20 protein-coding genes are annotated in these 22434 nt (G+C 64.9%); 5 read left to right on the top strand and 15 right to left on the bottom strand.

The features are described from left to right. Positions 1–487 precede the first annotated feature (487 nt). Together OH705_RS21405 and OH705_RS21400 are read left to right on the top strand one after the other, a co-directional pair. On the top strand, positions 488–727 hold the full coding sequence (locus tag OH705_RS21405; RefSeq protein ID WP_023630612.1) for a hypothetical protein: 240 nt from the start codon (positions 488–490) through the stop codon (positions 725–727). A gap of 32 nt (positions 728–759) precedes the next feature. Next, positions 760–966 carry a DUF3077 domain-containing protein gene (locus OH705_RS21400; RefSeq protein WP_038705692.1) on the top strand — a complete coding sequence of 69 codons (207 nt, stop codon included), beginning with the start codon at positions 760–762 and terminating at the stop codon, positions 964–966. 40 nt (positions 967–1006) lie between these two features. Here the strand turns inward: OH705_RS21400 and OH705_RS21395 are convergent, their stop codons facing one another. From OH705_RS21395 to OH705_RS21380, 4 genes are all read right to left on the bottom strand, one after another. Further along, a complete protein-coding gene (locus tag OH705_RS21395; RefSeq protein ID WP_267302909.1) occupies positions 1007–2374 on the bottom strand; it encodes a TolC family outer membrane protein in 1368 nt (455 codons plus the stop codon). 78 nt (positions 2375–2452) lie between these two features. Continuing rightward, the gene (locus tag OH705_RS21390) at positions 2453–5530 is read right to left on the bottom strand and encodes a MexW/MexI family multidrug efflux RND transporter permease subunit (protein WP_110605501.1); all 3078 of its coding nucleotides are present in this window, start codon (positions 5528–5530) and stop codon (positions 2453–2455) included. Positions 5531–5566: 36 nt separating this feature from the next. Beyond that, entirely contained in the window at positions 5567–6670 is a 1104-nt protein-coding gene (locus OH705_RS21385; protein ID WP_052062184.1) for an efflux RND transporter periplasmic adaptor subunit, read from the bottom strand. Then, entirely contained in the window at positions 6667–7320 is a 654-nt protein-coding gene (locus OH705_RS21380; protein WP_267302908.1) for a DsbA family oxidoreductase, read from the bottom strand. Before OH705_RS21380 ends, OH705_RS21385 begins: the two co-directional genes overlap by 4 nt. Before the next feature lie 161 nt (positions 7321–7481). On the opposite strand from OH705_RS21380, the gene OH705_RS21375 reads away from it, so the two are divergent. Next, positions 7482–8411, top strand: coding sequence for a class I SAM-dependent methyltransferase (locus tag OH705_RS21375; protein ID WP_267302907.1), 930 nt, complete (start codon positions 7482–7484; stop codon positions 8409–8411). Positions 8412–8461: 50 nt separating this feature from the next. Here OH705_RS21375 and OH705_RS21370 read toward each other — a convergent pair whose 3' ends face one another. The 8 genes from OH705_RS21370 to gcl form a co-directional block, all read right to left on the bottom strand. Beyond that, a complete protein-coding gene (locus OH705_RS21370; protein WP_023629078.1) occupies positions 8462–9460 on the bottom strand; it encodes a sulfate ABC transporter substrate-binding protein in 999 nt (332 codons plus the stop codon). 124 nt (positions 9461–9584) lie between these two features. Beyond that, positions 9585–10406, bottom strand: a complete 822-nt coding sequence (locus tag OH705_RS21365; protein ID WP_110605503.1) for an ion transporter — start codon at positions 10404–10406, stop codon at positions 9585–9587. Positions 10407–10451: 45 nt separating this feature from the next. Further along, positions 10452–11327, bottom strand: coding sequence for an urea transporter (locus tag OH705_RS21360; RefSeq protein WP_267302906.1), 876 nt, complete (start codon positions 11325–11327; stop codon positions 10452–10454). A gap of 198 nt (positions 11328–11525) precedes the next feature. Continuing rightward, a complete protein-coding gene (pyk, locus tag OH705_RS21355; RefSeq protein WP_267302905.1) occupies positions 11526–12941 on the bottom strand; it encodes a pyruvate kinase in 1416 nt (471 codons plus the stop codon). After that, positions 12931–14211: a glycerate kinase type-2 family protein gene (locus OH705_RS21350; protein ID WP_038705697.1), complete on the bottom strand. Its 1281-nt coding sequence runs from the start codon at positions 14209–14211 to the stop codon at positions 12931–12933. The genes pyk and OH705_RS21350 overlap by 11 nt, the downstream gene beginning before the upstream one ends. Positions 14212–14341: 130 nt before the next feature. After that, positions 14342–15235, bottom strand: coding sequence for a 2-hydroxy-3-oxopropionate reductase (locus OH705_RS21345; RefSeq protein ID WP_023631172.1), 894 nt, complete (start codon positions 15233–15235; stop codon positions 14342–14344). Between the two features lie 81 nt (positions 15236–15316). After that, positions 15317–16099: a hydroxypyruvate isomerase gene (gene hyi, locus OH705_RS21340; RefSeq protein ID WP_110604202.1), complete on the bottom strand. Its 783-nt coding sequence runs from the start codon at positions 16097–16099 to the stop codon at positions 15317–15319. 54 nt (positions 16100–16153) lie between these two features. Further along, on the bottom strand, positions 16154–17929 hold the full coding sequence (gene gcl, locus OH705_RS21335) for a glyoxylate carboligase (RefSeq protein ID WP_023631170.1): 1776 nt from the start codon (positions 17927–17929) through the stop codon (positions 16154–16156). A 257-nt stretch (positions 17930–18186) separates the two neighbouring features. Between gcl and OH705_RS21330 the strand changes: the two genes are divergently transcribed. After that, entirely contained in the window at positions 18187–18627 is a 441-nt protein-coding gene (locus OH705_RS21330; RefSeq protein ID WP_038705698.1) for a GlcG/HbpS family heme-binding protein, read from the top strand. 120 nt (positions 18628–18747) lie between these two features. Here the strand turns inward: OH705_RS21330 and OH705_RS21325 are convergent, their stop codons facing one another. Next, positions 18748–19359 (bottom strand): TetR/AcrR family transcriptional regulator, encoded by a 612-nt coding sequence (locus OH705_RS21325; RefSeq protein ID WP_023629827.1) that lies wholly within the window; start codon positions 19357–19359, stop codon positions 18748–18750. A 132-nt stretch (positions 19360–19491) separates the two neighbouring features. Between OH705_RS21325 and OH705_RS21320 the strand changes: the two genes are divergently transcribed. Beyond that, on the top strand, positions 19492–20406 hold the full coding sequence (locus tag OH705_RS21320; RefSeq protein ID WP_023629828.1) for a DUF808 domain-containing protein: 915 nt from the start codon (positions 19492–19494) through the stop codon (positions 20404–20406). Positions 20407–20494: 88 nt separating this feature from the next. Here the strand turns inward: OH705_RS21320 and OH705_RS21315 are convergent, their stop codons facing one another. Further along, positions 20495–21277, bottom strand: coding sequence for an outer membrane protein OmpK (locus tag OH705_RS21315; protein ID WP_267302904.1), 783 nt, complete (start codon positions 21275–21277; stop codon positions 20495–20497). Between the two features lie 350 nt (positions 21278–21627). Then, positions 21628–22413 carry an outer membrane protein OmpK gene (locus OH705_RS21310; protein WP_046856490.1) on the bottom strand — a complete coding sequence of 262 codons (786 nt, stop codon included), beginning with the start codon at positions 22411–22413 and terminating at the stop codon, positions 21628–21630. Between the last annotated feature and the right edge of the window lie 21 nt (positions 22414–22434).

Genomic DNA, 22434 nt, shown 5'->3' with positions numbered 1-22434 from the left:
CATGCCCGTCACCTCCCTCCGCAAGACCTGCGTTCGGCCTCCTGAAGTCGCGAAGTTACGGGCGGCGCCTGGGCTGGTGCAGCTATCGCTAGTTGCTGTTTGGTGAACTCTTGATCGCCATCGCGGGCTTGCTCGCAATCCGGGTCTTGTCCGGCCATGCTTGTTCATTTTCCAGGTAAGACATTTCCGAACCTGAAACCAAATGCTTCAGCCAGCAAAGCTTGGGAACTATCCTACGCGCTTGCCGGAAGCTGCTGCGTTGTCGGGGAAATACCCCACGGATAACTTCACCCGGTCGCCACATCAGGTGACCGGGTGTGAGAACCCGACTTGCACTGCCAAGGCTATTGCTTCATGGCAGCCATGCGCGGGCAGACTTCGGTCTGGCCGGCTTCAGTGCACCGGTTTCTCACCCCGCGTACGGCTGCCACCTTTGTCCGTGAGAAAGATCGAGATGGCCGCTCCTGTCACGCACTGGAGTTTCATCATGAAAAAGATCGTCCCAGACCCACCGCGTCTAGCCCCCTTCATCGCAATCCGCCCGACCCTCACCCGCGAAGAAGCCATGACCGCCGCCGTCGAAGTGGCCACGGCCATTTCCGATGTCCTCGATATCTACTTCAAGACCGAACCTGGCGAAGTCCAGGACCGGCTGTTCACTGCCAGCGACTACCTCGGCCAGCTGGCCTGTGCCTTGCTCGAACACAAGCCGCTGGTGCAGCCATGACCAACGCACGTACCGCAGGCCGGACCCGTTGCATGGACCTGTTCAAGGTCGAACCGGGCATTCCCTTCGCGGATGCCTTCAGCGAGTTGTCGGTGCTGCTTGGCTGCATTCGCCACCTCACCTGCGAGGCCGAGATGGAAGGCGACCTGATGGCGGGCAGCGCAGCGCGCATGTTGAGCGCCATGGCCAAGGCGTTGATTGATGATATGGAGTTGGGGATGAATAACAGGACTCGATAAAACGTTGGGGCAGCTGCGCGGCCCCAACGATCCCAATGCTTCACCCGCGCAAATCACTCGGCAGGAAATCCCGCTCCGGCTCGTAATCCAGCTTCAGGTACCCCGCCAATTCGCGCAGGTCCTCCGGGCTCAGGCTGCCGGCCTGCTGCTTGAGCCGCAGGCTGTCGACGATGTACGCATAGCGCGAGACGTTGTAGTCACGCACCGCGTTGTACAGGTCGCGCTGGGCATCGAGGATATCGACGATGTTGCGGCTGCCCACCTCATACCCCGCCTCGGTGGCCCGCAACGAGCCCTGGCTGGAGATGATGCTCTGGCGCCGCGCCCGCACCTGCTCGACATCGCTGACCACCGCGCGGAAGGCGTTGCGTGAACCTTCCAACACCTCGCGCTCGAGGCTGGTGCGGCCGTACTCGGTGCGTGCCAGCTCATGGGTGGCCTGGCGCACCCGCGCGCTGGTGCCGCCGCCGCTGAACAGCGGCAGCTTCATCTGCACCATCACCGAGCTGTCGCGCTGGTTGCCGGAGCGCTGGCCGAAGTGCGCGCTGGAATCCATCAGGTCGCTGTCGCCCTCGGCGTAGCCCACGGTCAGGTTGAACGTCGGCAGGTGATCGGCCTTGCTGCTGCGCAGGGTCTGGCCGGCCTGGCTGACGGCGGCCTGGCTGGCGCGCAGGCGCAGGTTCTGCGCCATGGCCTGTTCGACCCAGGCCTCGGCGCGCTCGGGCACCGGCGCCTGCACCGGCAGGCTGTGGCGGATCCCGGCCAATGCCGGCTGGGCCTGGCCAGTCAAGCGCATCAGTGCCTGGTAGGCGTCCTCGCTGCGGCGTTGGCTGTCGATCAGGTTGGCGCTGGCGCGGTCGAAGCTGGCCTGGGCCGAGAGCATGTCGTTCTGGTCGGACAGGCCGGCGTCGTAGCTCAGCCGGGTCTGCTGCAACTGGCGGTCGAAGGCGCGCAGCTCGGCCTTGGCAGTGGCCAAATTGTCCTCGGCCAACAGGGTGTCGAAGTAGCTGCTGGCGGTGTCGAGGATCAACTGCTGCTGGAACGCCGAGAAGTCCAGTTCGGCCTGTTCGTTTTCGGACTGCGCGGCCTTGTAGTCGAACCAGCGGCTGAGGTCGAACAACGGCTGGTCGAGGCTCAGGCGGTACAGGCTGCCACTGCGCTGTTCGACCTGGCGGCGGTCGCTGCGCACGTCGCCGGCCTCGGCATCCAGGGCCACCTGCGGCAGCAGGCGGGCGCGGGCCAGGGGCACGGCCTCGCGGCGGGCCAGGTAGTTCTCGCGGGCGGCGGCCATGTCGCTGTTGTGCTCGACCACCTGGGCGTACACCGACATCAGCGTCGCACGGTCGGCGGCAACGGCCTGGGCCAGGGGCGCCAGCAGCAGCAGGGGCAGAAGGGTCTTACGTAGCATGTCGTTTCTCTTTATTCGGGCCGGCCGCTCCCAGGGGCAGCCGGTCATGGCTGCCACAGGGGAGGGCGGGCTAAGGGGTCAGGCCGGCTGGGTGTAGGCGGCCAGTTCCTGCAGGCGTGGGTCTTCGCTGGCACGGTGGTCCTTGGCCAGCAGCGAGTACACGGTGGGCAGGATGAACAGGGTGAACAGCGTGCCGACCAGCATGCCGATGACGATCACCAGGCCCAGGCTGAAGCGGCTGTGGGCGCCGGCGCCGCTGGCCAGCAGCAATGGCACCAGGCCCACGACCATGGCCGCGGTGGTCATCAGGATCGGCCGCAGGCGGATCTGCGCGGCGCGCTCGATGGCCGTGCGGCGGTCGAGCTGGTCGGCCTGCTGCAGCTCGTTGGCGAACTCGACCATGAGGATGCCATGCTTGCTGATCAGGCCGACCAGGGTCACCAGGCCGATCTGCGTGTAGATGTTTACCGTGGCGTAGCCCAGGTACAGCGGGATCAGCGCGCCGCACACCGACATCGGCACGCTGACCAGGATCACCAGCGGGTCGCGCAGGCTTTCGAACTGCGCGGCCAGCACCAGGTAGATGACCAGGATGGCGAAGATGAACGTCACGACCAGGGCACTGCCTTCCTGGACGAACTGGCGGGCATCGGACAGCCAGTCATGGCTGAAGCCGGTGGGCAGGGCATTGGCCTGGGCGGCAAGGAACTGCACCGCGTCGCCAATGCTCACGCCCGGCGCCGGCACCGCCTGCAGGGTGGCCGAGTTGAGCTGGTTGAACTGGGTCAGCTTGTTCGGCTCGATCGACATGTCGAAGCTGACCAGGGTCGACAGCGGCACCTGGGCGCCGTTGGCGGCCTTGACGTACTGGCCGACCAGCATCTCGGCCGACAGGCGCTGGGCCCGTGCCACCTGCGGGATCACGTCGTAGGAGCGGCCGTCGAGGGCGAAGCGGTTGACGTAGTTCTCGCCCACCAGCACCGCCAGGGCGTCGCCGATGGCCTGCATGCTGATGCCCAGGTCGTTGGCCTTGCTACGGTCGATGTTGATGTTGACCAGCGGGCTGTTGAAGTCCAGGTCGGAGTCGACCACGGCGAACAGGCCGCTGGCCATGGCCGCCTGCTTGATCTTGTCCATGGCGTCGAACACCACGCGGTGATCCTGGGAGCTCTGGATCACCATCTGCACCGGCAGGCCGCCGGTGGAGCCGGGCAGCGGCGGCAGCTGGAAGGCGAAGATGGCCACGCCCTCGATCTCGCCCACGGCTTTCTGGATCTCGGCTTGCAGCTGGTCGGCGCTGCGCTGGCGCTTTTCCCAGGTGCTCAGGTTGGCGCCGCCGAACGCGGTGCGCGGGCCGTCGTTGCCGTTGACCACCCAGGTGATGTCGGTTTCCGGGAAGGTGGCGAACAGGCGGTCCATGCGGTGCGCGTACATCTGGGTGTAATCGATGTTGGCGTACTGCGGGGCCTTGGCCACCGCCAGCACCTGGGCCTGGTCCTCGACCGGCGCCAATTCGCGCTGGGCGCCGAGGTAGAGGATCGGCAGGCTGACGAACACCGCCACGGCGATGGCCAGGGTGACCCAGCGGTGGTGCAGGGACACGTCAAGCAAACGGCCATAGCCGTTGCCCAGCCAGTGGAAGAAACGCTCGGCGCCACGGGCCATCGGGCCTTCGCTGGCCTGGCGGTTGAGCAGGAAGGCGCTCATCACCGGCGACAGGGTCAGCGCCACCACGCCGGACACCACCACGGCACCGGCGAGGGTGAAGGCGAACTCCTTGAACAGCGCGCCGGTCAGCCCGCCCATCAGGCCGATGGGGGCGTACACCGCGGCCAGGGTCAGGGTCATGGCGATCACCGGGCCGGCGATCTCGCGGGCGCCGACCAAGGCCGCCTGCAAAGGCGACTTGCCTTCCTCGATATGGCGGTGGACGTTCTCCACCACGACGATGGCGTCGTCCACCACCAGGCCGATGGCCAGGACCATCGACAGCAGGGTCAGCAGGTTGATGCTGAACCCGAACAGGCTCATGATCGCCGCCGCGCCGATCAGCGACAGCGGGATGGTCACCAGCGGGATCAGCACGCTGCGCAGCGAGCCGAGGAACAGGAAGATCACCACGGCGACGATCACCACCGCCTCGACCAGGGTCTTGACCACTTCATCGATGGACGCCTGGATGAAGCGCGCCACTTCGAACACGATATTGGCGGTCATGCCCGGCGGCATGGTCTCGCGGATCTGCGGCATCATTTCCTGCACTGAACCGACGATGGTCAGCGGGTTGCCGGCGGGGGTGGCGTGCAGGCCGATGAACACCGCCGGCTCGCCGTCCATGATGCCGCTGGTGTCATAGGAGGTGGCGCCGAGCTCGGCGGTGCCGATGTCGCTCAGGCGGATCAGCGTGTCGCCGTCGCGACGCACCACCATCTGGCGGAACTGGTCGACGCTGGTCAGGTCGGTGTTGATGTTGATGTTGGCCGAGACGTACTGGCCCTTGGTCTGGCCGGGGGCGGCCTGGAAGTTGTTCTGGCGGATGGCCTCGGCCACATCGCTGGCCGACAGGTTGCGCGCGGCCATGCGCGCCGGGTCCAGCCACAGGCGCATGGCCAGCTTCTGGCCGCCGAGGATCTGCGCCTCGGCCACGCCGTCGATGGCCGCCAGGCGCGGCTGCACCACACGGGAGATATAGTCGGTGATCGCCGGCAGGCCGATGTCCTTGCTCGAGAAGCCGACGTAGATCACCGCCGTGCCTTCGCCGGAAGACTTGGCCACCACCGAGTCGTAGGCGCCTTCGGGCAGGCGGTACTTGACCTGGTTGACGGCGGCCATGATCTCGGTGAGGGCCTTGTTGGAGTCGGCGTTGAGCTTCAGGCGCACGGTGATGACGCTCTTGCCCTGGGTCGAGGTCGAGCTCAGGTAGTCGACGCCGTCGACCGAGGCCACGGCCTGCGAAATGGGCTGGGTGACGAAGCCCTGCATCAGCTGCGAGCGGGCGCCGGGGTACTCGGTGGTGATGGTGATGGTCGCGCTTTCCAGCTGCGGGTACTGGCGGATCGGCAGGTTCAGCAGCGCCAACAGGCCAAGCATGACGATCATCGCGCAGACCACCAGGGTCAGTACCGGGCGGCGGATGAACAGGTCGGTGAATTTCATGGTGCTACAGGTCCTTTTCAGTGGCACGCAAACCCATTACTGCTGGGCCAGGTCCGGCTTGCGCGTGGTGCTGGCGGCCAGGGTGTCGTCGGTGACCCGCACCGGCATGCCGTTGCTCAGGCGGATCTGCCCGGACACCACCACGCGGTCGCCCGGGGTCAGCGCATCGAGCACCACCACGCGGTCGTCGCGGCGCGCGCCGAGCTTGACGAATACCTGCTCCACGCGCAGGGCGCCGTCCTTCTCACGCAGCACGTACAGCGAGTTGCCGTAGGCGCTGTAGCTGATCGCCGTCTCTGGCACGCTGAGCACATCGGCGTGGCTCGGCAGCTCGATGCTGACGTTGGCGAACATGCCCGGCTTGAGTTGCTGGTCGGGGTTGTCGAGGGTTGCCTGCACCAGCATCGAGCGGGCGCCCGGGTCGATCTGCGGCTCCAGGGTGGTGACCGCGGCGACAAAGCGCTGCTGCGGCCAGGCGTCGACCTTGAGGGTGATGGCCTGGCCGGCCTGCAGGGCGGCGGCGGACTGCTCGGGCAGTGGGAAGTTGACGTGCAGGCGCGACAGCTCGGTGAGGGTCACCAGGCTGTCGCCGGGGCTGACGTACTGGCCGAGGTTGACCTTGCGGATGCCCAGCACACCGGCGAACGGGGCGCGGATGGTCTTCTGCGCGATCTGCGCCTGGACCTGGGCGATCTCGCCGAGCAGTTGGTCGTAGTTGGCCTGGGCCTGGTCCAGCTGGGCCTGGGTGGAGGCCAGCGGCAGCACCTTGCGCGTGCGCTCCAGGGCCAGCTTGGCGTTCTTGGCCTGGGCCTGCAGCTTGGCCAGCTCGCCGCGTTCGGGCGCGTCGTTGAGCTTGACCAGCACCTGGCCTGCGGCCACGGCCTTGCCGGCGGTGAACTCCAGCGCGGTGATGCGCCCGCCGACCTCGGGCGAGACATTGACCTGGTGTACCGCCTCCAGGGTGCCGACGGCGCTGAGCACCTGCGGCATCGGGCCCGACTGCACGCGGGCGATTGCCACCGGGGTGGCGTTGGCCTGGGCGGCGGGGGCGTCGTTGGCCACTACCGCCGGAGCGGGCAGCAGGGCCATGGCCAGCAGCGACAGGGAAGTGCCGGCGGCGATCCAGTAACGGCTTTTCATTGGGTGGCTCCTTGTGCCTGCTTCTGGTTGGCACGGACCTGGATGAAGGTCTGGCGCAGTTGCTCGAGGCTCAGCGCGCCGGGGACCAGGTAGCGACCGTCGATCACCAGGCTGGGCACCGAACTGATGCCCAGTCGCCGGCCCTGGGCCAGCTCTTCCTCGAGCATCTGCGGGGCTTGCTGGTCGAATGCCGTGGCGAAGACCTGCGGGTCGAAACCGGCTTCGGCGGCCACCGCCAGCACGGTGGCGCGGTCACCGATGTTGCGGGCCTGCACGAGGTGGGCTTCCTGCAGGCGGTCGAACATGCGCTCGTGGCCTTCGTTGCCACTCAGTGCCTTGGCGGTCTGGCAGGCGAGGCCTGCGAGCAGGCCGGTGGGGTACTCGAAATCCTGCTGGCGCATGGCTTCGATGTTGATGCGCTTGACGTCCTCGGCGCGCGAGCACGACAGCCAGTGGCTGAGGATGGTCTCCTTGGCCTTGGGCATCGAGCCGAAGCGCTCGACCATCGCCTCGCGGCTGGTCTGCAGGATGAAGCTGCGGTGCTGCACGTCCAGGTTCAGCTCGTCCTGCAACTGCTTCAGGCGTGGGGCGAGGACGAAGCACCAGCCGCAGACGACATCGTGGAAGAATTCGACTTTCAGGGGTGACATGGCAGTGATCCGGTTTCAGGGAGGGATGGCCGCACTATCCACAGCGCCCCGGCAAGAAAAAAGCGACAAAAGTGCCGCAAACCCTCTCATCCCCTTCATTGATGACCGCCCGGCCCGGCCTTGAGCGGGTAGAATGGCGCTTTTGCCTGACCGTAGCCGACATGAGCCCAGCCATCGCCACCCTCGAGCAGCACCTGCTCGCCGCCCTCGACCCCGCCCCCCAGGAGACTCGCCGCCTGTTCCATGGCCGTGGCCGCTGCTGGCCGGGGCTTGAACAGATCACTGTCGACTGGCTCGACGGCGTGGTGCTGGTGGCGCTGTTCCGCGAACCGCCCGAGGGCCAGTTGGAGGAGCTCGAAGCGATGCTGATGGCGCTGGCCGAGCGTCCGCAGTGGAGCGGCCAGGCCATCCTGCTGCAGCACCGCTACCTGCCCGACAGCCCCGGCCAGTGGCTGTGGGGCGCGCCGTGCCAGCAGCGCGAGGTGGTCGAGGATGGCCTGAAATACCTGCTCGACCTGGGCGTGCGACAGAACAACGGCTTGTTCCTCGACATGCGCTACGGCCGGCGCTGGGTGCGCGAGCAGGCGGCCGGCAAGCGCGTGCTCAACCTGTTCGCCTATACCTGTGGTTTCTCGGTGGCGGCGATTGCCGGCGGCGCCGAGCAGGTGGTCAACCTGGACATGGCCAAGTCGGCGCTGTCCCGGGGCCGCGACAACCACCGGCTCAATGGCCATGACGCCTCGCGGGTGGCGTACCTGGGGCATGAGCTGTTCAAGTCGTGGGGCAAGGTGCGTAAGTACGGGCCGTACGACCTGATCATCATCGATCCGCCAACCTTCCAGCGCGGTAGCTTCGTGCTGACCCAGGACTACGCCAAGATCCTTCGGCGTTTGCCGGAGTTGTTGACTGAAGGCGGCACGGTACTGGCCTGCGTCAACGATCCGGGGATCGGGCCGCAGTTTCTCATCGAGGGGATGGCCGAGCAGGCGCCGGGGCTGGTGTTTGTCGAGCGGCTGGAGAATCCGCCGGAGTTTCCGGATGCGGATCCGGAGGGGGGGCTGAAGGCGCTGGTGTTTCGTCAGCAGGCCTGAAAGCAGGGCTCCTGTAGGAGGGGACAAGCCCGCTCCTACAGGGGGTGTGGTTACTTGTTGGTATAGATCTGGTCGAACACACCACCGTCATTGAAGTGGGTCTTCTGCACGGTGCGCCAGTCGCCGAAGGTTTTTTCAACGGACAGGAAGTCGACTTTCGGGAAACGGTCGGTGTACTTGGCCAACACGGTGGCGTCACGTGGACGCAGGTAGTTGTTCGCGGCGATCTCCTGGGCCTCCGGCGACCACAGGTACTTCAGGTATTCCTCGGCCACGGCCTGGGTACCTTTCTTGGCCACCACCTTGTCGACCACGCTCACTGGCGGCTCGGCCTCGGCCGACACGCTCGGGTAGACCACTTCGAACTGGTCGCGGCCGAACTCGCGGGCAATCATCTCGGCCTCGTTCTCGAAGGTCACCAGCACGTCGCCGATCTGGTTGGTCATGAAGGTGGTGGTGGCGGCGCGGCCACCGGTATCGAGCACCGGCGCCTGCTTGAACAGCTTGCCGACGAAGTCGCGGGCCTTGCTTTCGTCTCCGCCCTGCTTGAGCACGTAGCCCCAGGCCGAGAGGTAGGTGTAGCGGCCGTTACCCGAGGTTTTCGGGTTGGGCACGATCACCTGCACGCCGTCCTTGAGCAGGTCGGGCCAGTCCTTCAGCGCCTTGGGGTTGCCCTTGCGCACGATGAACACGGTGGCCGAGGTGAACGGCGCGCTGTTGTTCGGCAGGCGCGTTACCCAGTTGTCCGGCACCAGCTTGCCGTTGTCGACCAGGGCATTGATGTCGGTGGCCATGTTCATGGTGATCACGTCGGCCGGCAGGCCATCGATCACTGCGCGCGCCTGCTTGCTCGAGCCGCCGAAGGACATCTGCAGGTTGACCTTCTCGTTGTGTTCCTTCTCCCAGTGCTTCTGGAACGCCGGGTTGTAGTCCTTGTAGAAGTCGCGCATCACGTCGTAGGACACGTTGAGCAGGGTAGGGGCGGCCTGGGCGAGGTTGCCCAGGGCCAGGCCCGCGGCGAGCAGCGAGGCGCTGAAGAGTTTTTTCACTGGGGGCATTCCTTGTTCTGATTCAAAGGGTTGGCGATATGCCAGCGACTATAGCGTTTGGCGCTAGGGTGGCTAAAGACCAAATGGCTCTTTGCTTATGCTTGCCCTGCATTGGGGACGCTGCCTATTGCTTGGGAAACAACGCATTGCCACAGCGCGAACAGAACGCCGCGCCATGCTCGTGGTGGTGCTTGGTGCAGGTCGGGCAGTCATGCTGCAACTGTTCGCCGCGCAGGGCATTGGCCAGTTCGGCGGTGAAGATGCCGGTGGGCACGGCGATGATCGAGTAACCGGTGATCATCACCAGCGACGACAGCACCTGCCCCAGCGGCGTGGTCGGCACGATATCTCCGAAGCCCACGGTGGTGAGGGTGACGATGGCCCAGTAGATGCCCTTGGGGATGCTGGTGAAGCCATGCTCCGGCCCTTCGATCACGTACATCAACGTGCCGAACACGGTCACCAGGGTCGACACGCTGACCAGGAACACGATGATCTTCTGCTTGCTGCCCTGCAGCGCCGCCAACAGGTAATGGGCCTGCTTCAAGTACGGGCTGAGCTTGAGCACGCGGAAGATCCGCAGCATGCGCACCACGCGGATGATCAGTAGGTACTGGGCGTCGCTGTAGTACAGGGCGATGATCCCCGGCACGATCGCCAGCAGGTCGACCAGCCCGTAGAAGCTGAATGCATAGCGCAGTGGCTTGGGCGAGCAGTACAGGCGGGTGATGTACTCGGCGAGGAAGATCGCCGTGAAACCCCACTCGATGCCGGCCAGCAACCCGGCGTAGTTCTGGTGAACGTCGTCGATGCTGTCGAGGATCACCGTGACCAGGCTGGCGAGGATGATCAGCAGGAGGATCTTGTCGAAGCGTCTGCCAGCCGTGGTGTCGGTCTGGAAGACGATGACGTAGAGCCGCTCGCGCAGGCTCGAAGGGTTGTCCATGGGCTCGTTCCATTGTGTGGATGGGCAGAGCCTAGGGGCTGGGTATCAGCTGTGCAAGCGAGGCGCGTTGCGGCGCTGGTTGAGCTGCACCAGGTGGTTGCCCAGGTGCATCAGCCAGCACGCGGTCACGAACGGCGCGGTCAACCCGGCGATCGGCAGCAGGTTGAACAGCGGTTGCAGCAGCAGGGCGCAGGCGATGGCGAGCAAGGTCACCCAGGGTTTCTCGCCCTGGCGACTGAAGGCCAGGGCCGCGAGGGCTGCGTTGAAGCCATGCAACCCCAGCCACGCGGCCTGCGTTTCTCCAGCCAGCAGCGCGACACCACCGCCGATGGCCGAGCCGATCAGCGCCCAGGTGGCGGCATAGGGGTTGGCGAAGTACATGCCGATGACGATCAGCAGGCCGGCCACGGGCTTGTCGAGCAAAAAGATCTGCCCCACGCCGCGCAGCAGGGCATACACAGGATTCGCTTCGACATAGCCGTTGGCCGACGGCTCGGTCAGCAGCAACGCGGCCCAGCCCAGCAGCACGAATGGCGCGGTGTAGGCGATCAGCAGCTTGCCGCCGCGCCTGCGCCATTGGTGAGTGAGCATGCTCGACAGGCCGCCGGCGGCGATGATCAGCGGTGGCAGGATCGCCGACCAGGGCAATACGGCGCTGATCAGGATGCCGATCAGCACGCCGTTGTAGCAGTACAGTCCGGCCTGGCGGTCGGCGCGGTCGTAGCCGCGGCGTTGGGCGGTAAGCAGGCCGGCCAGGGCGCCGAGCAGGGCGCCGCCGACCAGGTTCGGCGCGGTCAGCAGGATGGCCAGCAGGCAGCACAGGCCGCACAGGGGGGTGCGCAGCAGCAGCACCTGGCTGAAGCCGTTGAGCAAGGCCGTGGCCCAGTCGGGGCACGGGTTGACGAAATTCTTGGTGTACATGGGCAGTCGGTAAGGTGAGTGGGGGAGCGGTGGGCCTCTTCGGGCCTCGGTTTTCCGCAGGTTCGGTGTGTCGGGAGGGCTTTGCCCTCCTTTCGCCGCGGTTCGTCGCCACGACAAGCCGGCTCCCACAAAGGCATGCATGATTCCTGTGGGAGCCGGCTTGCCGGCGAAAAGGGGCGCACAGCGCCCCCGGCGATCTCAGACTAGGGTCTCGATCCGCAGCGTATTAGTCGAACCCGGCTTGCCGAAAGGCACACCGGCAGTGATCAGCAGCGTGTCGCCACGACTGGCCATGCCTTGGGCCTGGGCGATTTCCAGCGCCGTCGAGACAACCTCGTCGACCTGGCGCAGGCGGTCGTTGACCACCGAGTGCACGCCCCAGGCCACGCTCAGGCGGCGGGCGGTGTTCAGGTTCGGCGTCAGGTTGAGGATCGGCGCCCGTGGCCGCTCGCGAGCGGCGCGCAGGGTGGAGTTCCCCGACTCGCTGTAGTTGACCAGCACCGCCACCGGCAGGATGCCGCTGATACGGCGGATCGCGCAGCTGATGGCGTCCGACACGGTGGCTTCGGCCTTGGGCCGGCCAACGTCGAGCTGGGCCTGGTAGTCCGGGCCGTTCTCCACCTGGCGGATGATCTTGCTCATCATCTGCACGGCCTCCAGCGGGTAGTCGCCCGAGGCGGTCTCGGCCGACAGCATCACCGCGTCGGCGCCTTCGGCCACGGCGTTGGCCACATCAGTGACCTCGGCGCGGGTCGGTGCCGGGGAGAAACGCATGGATTCGAGCATCTGCGTGGCCACCACCACAGGTTTACCCAGCTGGCGGCAGGTATTGATGATGCCCTTCTGGATCTGCGGCACGCTCTCGGCCGGCACTTCCACGCCCAGGTCGCCACGGGCGACCATGATCGCGTCGGACAGCTCGGCGATGGCCTGCAACTGCTCGACCGCCGAGGGCTTCTCGATCTTGGCCATCAAGTAGGCGCGGTCGCCGATCAGCTCGCGTGCTTCGAGGATGTCCTGCGGGCGCTGCACGAACGACAGGGCCACCCAGTCCACGCCCAGCTTGAGGCCGAAGGTGAGGTCACGGCGGTCCTTTTCGGTGAGCGGGGAGAGGTCAAGCACGGCTTGCGGCACGTTGACGCCCTTGCGGTCGGACAGCTCGCCGCCGGCCAGCACTTCGGTGTCGATGGCATCGCTGTGCTTGGCGGTCACCCGCAGGCGCAGCTTGCCGTCATCGAGCAGCAGGTCCATGCCGGGCTCCAGCGCGGCGATGATCTCCGGGTGTGGCAGGTTCACGCGGCGGCTGTCGCCCGGGGTCTTGTCCAGGTCCAGGCGCAGGGCCTGGCCGCGTTGCAGTTGCACCTTGCCGTCGGCGAAGCGACCGACGCGCAGCTTCGGCCCCTGCAGGTCCATGAGGATGCCCAGCGGGTAGTTGAGCTGCTGCTCGACTTCGCGGATCCACTGGTAGCGCAGGGCGTGGTCGGCGTGTTCGCCGTGGCTGAAGTTGAGGCGGAAGATGTTCACCCCGGCCTCGACCAGCTGGCGGATGTCATCGATGCCCTTGATCGCAGGCCCGAGGGTGGCGAGGATTTTTACTTTTTTATCAGGCGTCATGAGGGTCGGTCTCGAGGATCAGGATGGCGCGGAAGTCGTTGACGTTGGTGCGGGTCGGCTCGGTGACGATCAGCGCGTCGAGCGCGGCGAAGTAGCCATAGCCGTTGTTGTTGTCCAGCTCATCGCTTGCCGACAGGCCCAGGGCCTCGGCGCGGGCGTGGCTATCCGGGGTCATGAAGGCGCCGGCGTTGTCCTCGGAGCCGTCGATGCCGTCGGTATCACCGGCCAATGCGTACACCCCCGGCAGGCCCTTGAGGCTTTCGGTAAGGCTGAGCAGGAACTCGGCGTTGCGCCCGCCACGGCCATTGCCGCGCACGGTGACGGTGGTCTCGCCGCCGGACAGGATCACGCAGGGCGCCTTCAGCGGCTGGCCGTGCAGGACGACCTGGCGGGCGATGCCGGCATGCACCTTGGCCACCTCGCGCGACTCGCCTTCCAAGTCACCGAGGATCAGCGGGCTGAATCCGGCCTGGCGGGCTTTCACCGCGGCGGCTTCGAGCGACTGCTGGGGCCGGGCGATCAGCTGGAAGTGGCTGCGCGAAAGGGCGGGGTCGTCCGCTTTGACGGTTTCCGATGCCGGATTATTGAGCCAGTCGATGACGGCCTTGGGCGCTTCGATGTTGTAGCGCTTGAGGATCGCCAGGGCGTCGGCCGAGGTGCTGGGGTCGGCCACGGTGGGGCCGGAGGCGATGACCGTGGCCAGGTCGCCGGGTACATCGGAAATCGCGTAGGTATAGACGGTGGCCGGCCAGCAGGCCTTGGCCAGGCGCCCGCCCTTGATCGCCGAGAGGTGCTTGCGCACGCAGTTCATCTCGCCGATGGTGGCGCCGGACTTCAGCAGTGCCTTGTTGATCTGCTGCTTGTCGGCCAGGGTCAGACCTTCGGCGGGCAGGGCCAGCAGGGCGGAACCGCCGCCGGAGAGCAGGAAGATGACGCGGTCGTCTTCGCTGAGGTTGCTGACCAGCGCGAGCACGCGCTTGGCCACGGCCAGGCCGGCGGCATCGGGGACCGGGTGGGCGGCTTCGACCACCTCGATCTTCTGGCAGCTGGCGCCGTGGCCGTAGCGGGTCACGACCAGGCCCGAGACCTCGCCCTGCCAGCTCTTTTCGACCACTTCGGCCATGGCGGCGGCGGCCTTGCCGGCGCCGATGACGATGACCCGGCCGCTACGGTCGGCGGGCAGGTGGGGTTCGAGGACCTGACGGGGGTGGGCGGCAGCGATGGCTGTGTCGAACAGCTCGCGCAGGAATTTTTGTGGATCGACCGACATGGCAGGCTCCCAGATTCTTGTTGTTCTGCAAAATCGAAAACGCCCCTGGAACTGCCTCCGTGCAGGCCGAACCAGGGGCGGGTGTTGCTCGGGGTCACCACCTGGCATGCAGATGGTGTGGGATAGCGCCTTACTTGTCGTCGCGGATCGAGAAGTTGGCCATGTGCTCCAGGCCCTTGATCAGCGCCGAGTGGTCCCAGTTGCCGCCGCCCAGGGCCTGGCAGGTGTTGAACACTTGCTGGGCATTGGAGGTGTTGGGCAGGTTGATGCCCAGCTCCTTGGCGCCTTGCAGGGCCAGGTTCAGGTCCTTCTGGTGCAGGTTGATGCGGAAGCCTGGGTCGAAGGTGCCCTTGATCATGCGCTCGGCATGCACTTCGAGGATCTTCGAGGAAGCGAAGCCGCCCATCAGTGCTTCACGCACCTTGGCCGGGTCGGCGCCGTTCTTGGCGGCGAACAGCAGGGCTTCGGCAACGGCCTGGATGTTCAGGGCGACGATGATCTGGTTGGCCACCTTGGCGGTCTGGCCGTCGCCGTTACCACCGACGCGGGTGATGTTCTTGCCCATGGCTTCGAACAGCGGCAGGGCGCGCTCGAAGGCTTTCGGGCAACCGCCGACCATGATGCTCAGGGTCGCGGCCTTGGCACCGACTTCGCCGCCGGACACCGGGGCGTCCAGGTAGGCGGCGCCGGTGGCCTTGATCTTCTCGGCGAAGGCTTTGGTGGCGGTAGGCGAGATCGAGCTCATGTCGATCACCACCTTGTTCGGGCCCACGCCTTCGGCGACGCCGTTTTCACCGAACAGCACGCTTTCGACCTGTGGGGTGTCGGGCACCATGACGATGATGAACTCAGCTTCCTGGGCCACTTCCTTCGGGTTGGCCAGGGCCACGCCGCCAGCGGCGATCAGGTTGGCCGGAGCTGCGTCGTGGTGGGTCGAGACGAAGATGCTGTGACCTGCTTTTTGCAGGTTCTGGGCCATGGGGTTGCCCATGATGCCGGTGCCGATGAAACCGATTTTAGCCATGAGAGATTACCTCGTTGTAATTGTTGAATCTCGATGGAGCAGGCGGTGCAGGCCTTTCAGGAGCGGGCCTGCGCTCGGCCTTCAGATTGCGTTATGCGTCTTCAGCCAGCCCAAACCCGCCTCGGTGGTGGTCTTGGGCTTGTACTCCGCGCCCACCCAGCCCTGGTAGCCGATGCGGTCCAGGTGCTCGAACAGGAAGCGGTAGTTGATCTCGCCGGTACCCGGCTCGTGGCGGCCCGGGTTGTCGGCCAGCTGCACGTGGTTGATCAGCTTGAGGTTGGTTTCCAGGGTGCGCGCCAGGTCACCTTCCATGATCTGCATGTGGTAGATGTCGTACTGCAGGAACAGGTTGTCGCTGCCCACCTCGGCCTGGATTTCCAGGGCCTGTTTCGTGGTGTTCAGGTAGAAGCCCGGGATGTCGCGGGTGTTGATCATTTCCATGACCAGGCGGATGCCGGCGGCCTTGAGCTTGTCGGCGGCGTAGCGCAGGTTTTCCACGAAGGTCTTGCGCACGGTGGCGCAGTCCGGGCCTTGCGGGCGGATGCCGGCCAGGGCGTTGACCTGGGTGTTGCCCAGCACCTTGGCGTACTCGATGGCCTTGTCGACACCGACGCGGAACTCTTCGACGCGGTCGGGGTGGCAGGTGATGCCGCGCTCACCTTTCGACCAGTCGCCGGCCGGCAGGTTGAACAGCACCTGGGTCAGGCCATGGGCGTCGAGCTGCTGCTTGATCTCGGCGGCGCTGAAATCGTACGGGAAGAGGTATTCGACGCCGCTGAAACCAGCGTCGGCGGCGGCCTTGAAGCGAGCCAGGAAGTCCTGTTCGGTGAACAGCATGGACAGGTTGGCGGCGAAGCGAGGCATAAGTCGTCTCCTTGCGTTGATTGCCCCCGCGCGCGGCGCGGGGGCGTCAGGCGATCAGTCCAGCAGCGAGATGGCGGTCGGCGCGTCGTTGCCGACCAGGGCGAGGTCTTCGAACTCATTGACCGCGTTGATCTCGGTGCCCATGGAAATGTTGGTCACACGCTCGAGAATCACTTCGACCACCACCGGCACGCGGAACTCTTCGGCCATCTTCTGCGCCTTGAGCAGGGCAGGGGCGATCTCGGCCGGTTGGAACACGCGGATGGCCTTGCAGCCCAGGCCCTCGACCACGGCGACGTGGTCGACACCGTAGGTGGCGGCGTCGGTGGAATTGATGTTCTCGAACGCCAGTTGTACACAGTAATCCATGTCGAAACCACGCTGCGCCTGGCGGATCAGGCCGAGGTAGGCGTTGTTCACCAGCACGTGGACGTAGGGCAGGTTGAACTGCGCGCCCACCGCGAGCTCTTCGATCATGAACTGGAAGTCGTAGTCACCGGACAGCGCGACCACCTTGCGTTTCGGGTCGGCCTTGACCACACCCAGCGCGGCAGGGATGGTCCAGCCCAGCGGGCCGGCCTGGCCGCAGTTGATCCAGTGGCGTGGCTTGTACACGTGCAGGAACTGCGCGCCGGCGATCTGCGACAGGCCGATGGTGCTGACGTAGGTGGTGTCCTTGCCGAACACTTCGTTCATTTCCTGGTACACGCGCTGTGGCTTGACCGGGACGTTGTCGAAGTTGGTCTTGCGCTGCAGGGTAGCCTTGCGTTCCTGGCAGTCTTCCAGCCAAGCCTTGCGGCACTTAAGCTTGCCTGCGGCTTTCCATTCGCGGGCCACTTCGAGGAATACGTCCAGGGCCTTGCCGGCGTCGGAAACGATACCCAGGTCCGGGGTGAAGACGCGGCCGATCTGGGTCGGTTCGATGTCCACGTGCACGAACTTGCGGCCTTCGGTGTAGACGTCGACGGAGCCGGTGTGGCGGTTGGCCCAGCGGTTGCCGATACCGAACACCAGGTCGGACTTGAGCATGGTCGCGTTGCCGTAGCGGTGCGAGGTCTGCAGGCCGACCATGCCGACCATCAATTCGTGATCGTCCGGGATGGTGCCCCAGCCCATCAGGGTTGGCACTACCGGTACGCCGGTCAGTTCGGCGAACTCGACCAGCTTGTCGCTGGCGTCGGCGTTGATGATGCCGCCGCCGGCTACCAGCAGCGGGCGCTCGGCGTCATTGAGCAAGGCCAGGGCTTTCTCGGCCTGTACGCGAGTGGCGGCTGGCTTGCTGATCGCCAGTGGCTCGTAGGCATCGATGTCGAACTCGATCTCGGCCATCTGCACGTCGAACGGCAGGTCGATCAGCACCGGGCCTGGGCGGCCAGTACGCATCTCAAAGAAGGCCTTCTGGAACGCGTAGGGCACTTGGCCCGGCTCCAGCACGGTGGTCGCCCACTTGGTCACCGGCTTGACGATGCTGGTGATGTCGACGGCCTGGAAGTCTTCCTTGTGCAGGCGGGCACGCGGGGCCTGGCCGGTGATGCACAGGATCGGGATGGAGTCGGCCGAGGCGCTGTACAGGCCGGTGACCATGTCGGTGCCGGCAGGGCCGGAGGTGCCGATGCACACGCCGATGTTGCCCGGGTTGGCGCGGGTGTAGCCCTCGGCCATGTGCGAGGCGCCTTCGACGTGGCGAGCGAGGACGTGATCGATGCCACCGACTTTTTTCAGGGCCGAGTACAGCGGGTTGATCGCGGCGCCGGGAATGCCGAACGCGGTATCTACACCTTCACGGCGCATGACCAGAACGGCTGCATCGATTGCTCTCATTTTGCTCATGGTTTGTGCCTCATCGATTTTGTAATTGTATACAACTTGCGTTGCAGCAGAGTGTATTCATGGTCGACGCAAAAGGTCAATCCATTTTCGTCGGTGGGTTTGACTTGCTGGTCATGGCGAAAAAGGGCGGCATTTCGTCGCAGTGAGACACATTGGATCAGAAAATTGTATACAAACAGTGTCTTTGTTGTGTTCTATCTTGTCTATTGGTTTTCAACTGCCCTCAGGGCTTCTCACAACAAGAAGAGGACCTTTTCATGAACGCATTGACCCTCAAACAGGCCGTGGGCGTGGTAAATGCCGCGTTGTCCGCAGGCCGCAAGATCAACGCCGCGCCCTTGACCGTGGCGGTGCTCGACGCCGGTGGGCATCTGCTGGCGTTGCAGCGCGAGGACGGCGCCAGCTTGCTGCGCCCCGAGGTGGCCATTGGCAAGGCCTGGGGCGCGGTGGCGCTGGGCAAGGGTTCGCGCCTGCTGGCGCTGGACTCGCAGCAGCGCCCAGCCTTTTATGCGGCTTTGAACGGGCTCGGCGAGCGACCAGTGGTGCCGGTGCCGGGGGGCGTGCTGATCCGTGATCAGGAGGGCAAGGTGCTGGGGGCGGTGGGGATCAGCGGGGATACGTCGGATATCGACGAGCAGTGCGCGATCAGTGCGATCGAAGAGGTGGGGCTGACGGCGGACGCGGGGGTTGCAGCCTGATCAGGCTTTAGAACTATCGCGGGGCAAGCCCGCTCCCATGACCTGGACTTTTCCCTAAGGTATTGAATGCTTAGGGCAGTTCAGGTCGTGGGAGCGGGCTTGCCTCGCGATTGCGATGGTTCAGGCCACCTCTGGCTCGCAGCCCTTCAGCACCAGGCGGATGATGGTCTCCGCCGCCGCATCGTAGTCGCTGTCGGCCAGTTTGGCCTTGCCGGTCACCACGGCGATCTGCCAGTCGAAATCCGCATAGGTTTGCGTCGCCGCCCAGATGCTGAACATCAAATGGTGCGGGTCGACGTGAGCGATCTGGCCGCGCTCGATCCAGCGCTGGATGCACTCGATGTTGTGGCGGGCCTGCTCGTTGAGCTGCTCCACCTGGCGCGGCGACAGGTGCGGCGCGCCATGCATGATCTCGCTGGCGAACACCTTGGAGGCGTGGGGCAGGTCGCGGGAGATGCGGATTTTCGAGCGGATGTACGCGCTGAGCACCTCTTTCGGATCGCCGTCGGCGTTGAACGGCGTCGAGGCCTGCATGATCGGCGCGATGATGCTCTCGAGCACCTCGCGGTAGAGGTTTTCCTTCGACTTGAAGTAGTAGTACACGTTCGGCTTGGGCAGGCCGGCCTTGGCCGCGATATCGCTGGTCTTGGTGGCGGCGAAGCCCTTGTCGGCGAATTCTTCACTGGCTGCGCGCAGGATCAATTCCTTGTTGCGCTCGCGAATGGTGCTCATTGTCGGGAATCTTCCTCGGGTCTGGCCCCTCCAAGAGGGGTCCGGCATGGTAGCACCCGCTCGGACGGGCGCTCAAGGCAGCGTCTTTGGGCTAGAATCCCGGCCATTCGAACCTACTGGAAACATTTTGACATGGCAGGAAGCAGCTTACTGGTATTGATCGACGATATCGCCACGGTCCTCGACGATGTCTCGTTGATGACCAAGGTCGCGGCGAAGAAGACCGCCGGGGTGCTGGGCGACGACCTGGCGCTCAACGCCCAGCAGGTCACCGGTGTGCGCGCCGAACGCGAGATCCCGGTGGTGTGGGCGGTGGCCAAGGGCTCGCTGGTGAACAAGGCGATCCTGGTGCCGGCGGCGCTGCTGATCAGTGCGTTCATTCCCTGGGCGGTGATTCCGCTGCTGATGGTCGGTGGCGCCTACCTGTGCTTCGAGGGCTTCGAGAAGCTGGCGCACAAGTTCCTGCACAGCAAGGCCGAGGACGACGCGCAGCATGAGGCGCGCAAGGCGGCCGTGGCCGACGAGCAGGTCGACCTGGTGGCCTTTGAGAAGAGCAAGATCAAGGGCGCGGTGCGCACCGACTTCATCCTCTCCGCCGAGATCATCGCCATCACCCTTGGCACCGTGGCCGATGCGCCGCTGAGCCAGCAGATCATCGTGCTGTCGGGGATCGCCATCGTCATGACCCTGGGGGTGTATGGCCTGGTGGCAGGCATCGTCAAGCTCGATGACCTGGGGCTGTGGATGACCAAGAAAGCCTCGGCGCTGAGCCAGGCGGTGGGCAACGGCATCCTGCGCGCCGCGCCGTACATGATGAAAAGCCTGTCGGTGATCGGCACCGCGGCGATGTTCCTGGTCGGTGGCGGCATCCTGGTGCATGGCATCGCGCCGCTGCATCACGCCATCGAGGCGTTCAGCGAAGGACGGGGCGGGGCGTTGACCGGGGCACTGCTCAATGGTGTGGCGGGGGTGATTGCGGGGGCTGTGGTGCTGGCGGTGGTTGCTGTCGTGAGCAAGTTCTGGCGGGCGCTAAGACCCGCGAACTGAGGCGCCTGGCCGGGGCTTGCCCCGGTTCGCCGGCAAGCCGGCTCCCACAGGAACAGCACGATCACTGTGGGGCCGGCTTACACTCGGATCAGAAGTGAACCTTGACCAGGAAGCTCATGGTGTTCTGATCGGTAGTGAAGGCATCGCTGTCCTTGATGCCGTACTTGTTCTTCCAGTAGTCGTACTCGATACCCACGTACAACTGCTTCTCGCCCAGGTGCAGCGCTTTGCCCAGGTCGTACTTGACCTGCGGGTTGAAGTGCAGGTTCGCCTGGTAGGTGCCGCGACGGTTCTCGTCGTTGTCCACCACCCAGTCCATGAAGCCGTCGATGAGAATGTCGGACGAACCCACGGGGATGGTGTAGGACCAGACCGGGGTGATCTGCCAGACATTGTCGCCCGGACGGCTGCCGTCGGTGGTGCGCTGGTAGAAGTTCAGCTGGAAGTAGTCGAAGCCTGGGATCGCCAGGTCGAAGCCGGGGCCGATCAGGTAGGACTCGGTGTCACCCTCGCCGAACTCGTAGGTCATGGCCAGCAGCACGTCCTTGACCGGGCCGAACTCGAGCTTCTGGTCGAAGATCTTGCCGAACGACAGGCGTGGGCTGAACTCGCCATAGTAGGTGTTCGGGCCGTTGCTGGCGTCCTTCTTGCCTTGATAGAAGATCTTGTCGAGGAAGAAGAAGTTGTCGCCGTACTTCCACGCATCGGCGTGCTCGAAGGTCACGGTCTGCTGGATCTCGGGGTTGACCTTGAAGTTCTTGCCCCACAGGTAGGTCAGGCTGTTGTTCTGCCATTGCAGCAGGTCACCGGCTTGGCTGGCGCCGCAGGCCAGCAGGCCGCCGGCGAGGATCAGGCTCTTGATGGTACGCATTGCGTGTGTCGCTCCCTTTATTGGATCTGTTGTCAGCGCTCGGGCGCTGTTCTTGTCTTTTGGGTCAGCTTTTTTCAATTGGCCACAGCTGTTTGGCAAGAGCTGCGCCAACTTTTCCACGTTGGGCACAACCATCCTGCTCGACGTCTTTCTGAACGGATGAAATGGGTATTTCACGCTGGCAACACGTTGGCCAACCGCCCGGAAACATTGACTGAGCGGTCAGCAAACGCGGGCGGGATCCTTCCCGCCCCGATCGAGGGGGCGCGCAGATTACTCACTTGCGCGCCGGGCCTCAAGTGCTCCGTCCTGGAGCACGGTGGTGCAAATTTGGGCGTTCGGTCAGTTTTTCAGAAGTGCACCTTCACCAGGGCGCTGGCCACGCTCTGGTTGCTGTCCACGTTGCCGTGGCTGTCGATGCCGTACTTGTCCTTCCAGTAGCTGTACTCGAAGCCGACGTAAAGCTGCTTGGCGCCCAGGTTCAGGGCCTTGCCCAGGTCGTATTTGACCTGTGGGTTGAACTGCAGGTTGGCGTGGTAGGTGCCGCGACGGGTCTGGTCGTTGTCGACCACCCAGTCGATGTAACCGTCGATCAGGATGTCGGACTTGCCCACCGGGATGGTGTAGGACCAGGCCGGGGTGATCTGCCAGACGTTGTCGCCGGGGCGGCTGCCTTCGGTGTTGCGCAGGTAGAAGTTCAGGGTGAAGTAGTTGAAGCCGGGCACGTTCAGGTCGAAGCCGGGGCCGATCAGGTAGGCCTCGTTGTCGCCCTCGCCACGCTCGTAGGTCATGGCCAGCAGCACGTCCTTGACCGGGCCGAAGGCCAGGTTGCGCTCGAAGATCTTGCCGAACGACAGGCGCGGGCTGAACTCACCGTAGTAGGTGGTCACGCCTTTGCCGGGGTCGGCCTTGCCGTTGTAGAAGATCTTGTCGACGAACAGGAAGGTGTCGCCGTACTTCCACTTGTTGGCGTGCTCGAAGGTGATGGTCTGCTGGATATCGGGGTTGACCTTGAAGTCCTTGCCGTAGAGGTAGGACAGGCTTTCGCCGTGCCACTGCAGCCATTCGCCGGCATGGGCGGGGAGGGTGGCCAGCAGGCTGCTGCCCAGCAGGACGGAGGTGGTGATGCGCTTCATGTTGTGATTCCCGGACTTATT

It is taken from the genome of Pseudomonas sp. BJa3, from assembly GCF_026343815.1.
Lineage (GTDB): Bacteria > Pseudomonadota > Gammaproteobacteria > Pseudomonadales > Pseudomonadaceae > Aquipseudomonas > Aquipseudomonas soli.
The sequence above is the reverse complement of the archived record's forward strand: the minus strand, read 5'-3'. Positions and strand labels throughout refer to the sequence as shown.

What these genes read in the sequence shown, in the direction of transcription:
- OH705_RS21405 (WP_023630612.1), top strand. Translation starts at nt 488, where the DNA reads ATGAAAAAGATCGTCCCAGACCCACCGCGTCTAGCCCCCTTCATCGCA.
- OH705_RS21400 (WP_038705692.1), top strand. Translation starts at nt 760, where the DNA reads ATGGACCTGTTCAAGGTCGAACCGGGCATTCCCTTCGCGGATGCCTTC.
- OH705_RS21395 (WP_267302909.1), bottom strand. Translation starts at nt 2,374, where the DNA reads ATGCTACGTAAGACCCTTCTGCCCCTGCTGCTGCTGGCGCCCCTGGCC.
- OH705_RS21390 (WP_110605501.1), bottom strand. Translation starts at nt 5,530, where the DNA reads ATGAAATTCACCGACCTGTTCATCCGCCGCCCGGTACTGACCCTGGTG.
- OH705_RS21385 (WP_052062184.1), bottom strand. Translation starts at nt 6,670, where the DNA reads ATGAAAAGCCGTTACTGGATCGCCGCCGGCACTTCCCTGTCGCTGCTG.
- OH705_RS21380 (WP_267302908.1), bottom strand. Translation starts at nt 7,320, where the DNA reads ATGTCACCCCTGAAAGTCGAATTCTTCCACGATGTCGTCTGCGGCTGG.
- OH705_RS21375 (WP_267302907.1), top strand. Translation starts at nt 7,482, where the DNA reads ATGAGCCCAGCCATCGCCACCCTCGAGCAGCACCTGCTCGCCGCCCTC.
- OH705_RS21365 (WP_110605503.1), bottom strand. Translation starts at nt 10,406, where the DNA reads ATGGACAACCCTTCGAGCCTGCGCGAGCGGCTCTACGTCATCGTCTTC.
- OH705_RS21360 (WP_267302906.1), bottom strand. Translation starts at nt 11,327, where the DNA reads ATGTACACCAAGAATTTCGTCAACCCGTGCCCCGACTGGGCCACGGCC.
- pyk (WP_267302905.1), bottom strand. Translation starts at nt 12,941, where the DNA reads ATGACGCCTGATAAAAAAGTAAAAATCCTCGCCACCCTCGGGCCTGCG.
- OH705_RS21350 (WP_038705697.1), bottom strand. Translation starts at nt 14,211, where the DNA reads ATGTCGGTCGATCCACAAAAATTCCTGCGCGAGCTGTTCGACACAGCC.
- OH705_RS21345 (WP_023631172.1), bottom strand. Translation starts at nt 15,235, where the DNA reads ATGGCTAAAATCGGTTTCATCGGCACCGGCATCATGGGCAACCCCATG.
- hyi (WP_110604202.1), bottom strand. Translation starts at nt 16,099, where the DNA reads ATGCCTCGCTTCGCCGCCAACCTGTCCATGCTGTTCACCGAACAGGAC.
- gcl (WP_023631170.1), bottom strand. Translation starts at nt 17,929, where the DNA reads ATGAGCAAAATGAGAGCAATCGATGCAGCCGTTCTGGTCATGCGCCGT.
- OH705_RS21330 (WP_038705698.1), top strand. Translation starts at nt 18,187, where the DNA reads ATGAACGCATTGACCCTCAAACAGGCCGTGGGCGTGGTAAATGCCGCG.
- OH705_RS21325 (WP_023629827.1), bottom strand. Translation starts at nt 19,359, where the DNA reads ATGAGCACCATTCGCGAGCGCAACAAGGAATTGATCCTGCGCGCAGCC.
- OH705_RS21320 (WP_023629828.1), top strand. Translation starts at nt 19,492, where the DNA reads ATGGCAGGAAGCAGCTTACTGGTATTGATCGACGATATCGCCACGGTC.
- OH705_RS21315 (WP_267302904.1), bottom strand. Translation starts at nt 21,277, where the DNA reads ATGCGTACCATCAAGAGCCTGATCCTCGCCGGCGGCCTGCTGGCCTGC.
- OH705_RS21310 (WP_046856490.1), bottom strand. Translation starts at nt 22,413, where the DNA reads ATGAAGCGCATCACCACCTCCGTCCTGCTGGGCAGCAGCCTGCTGGCC.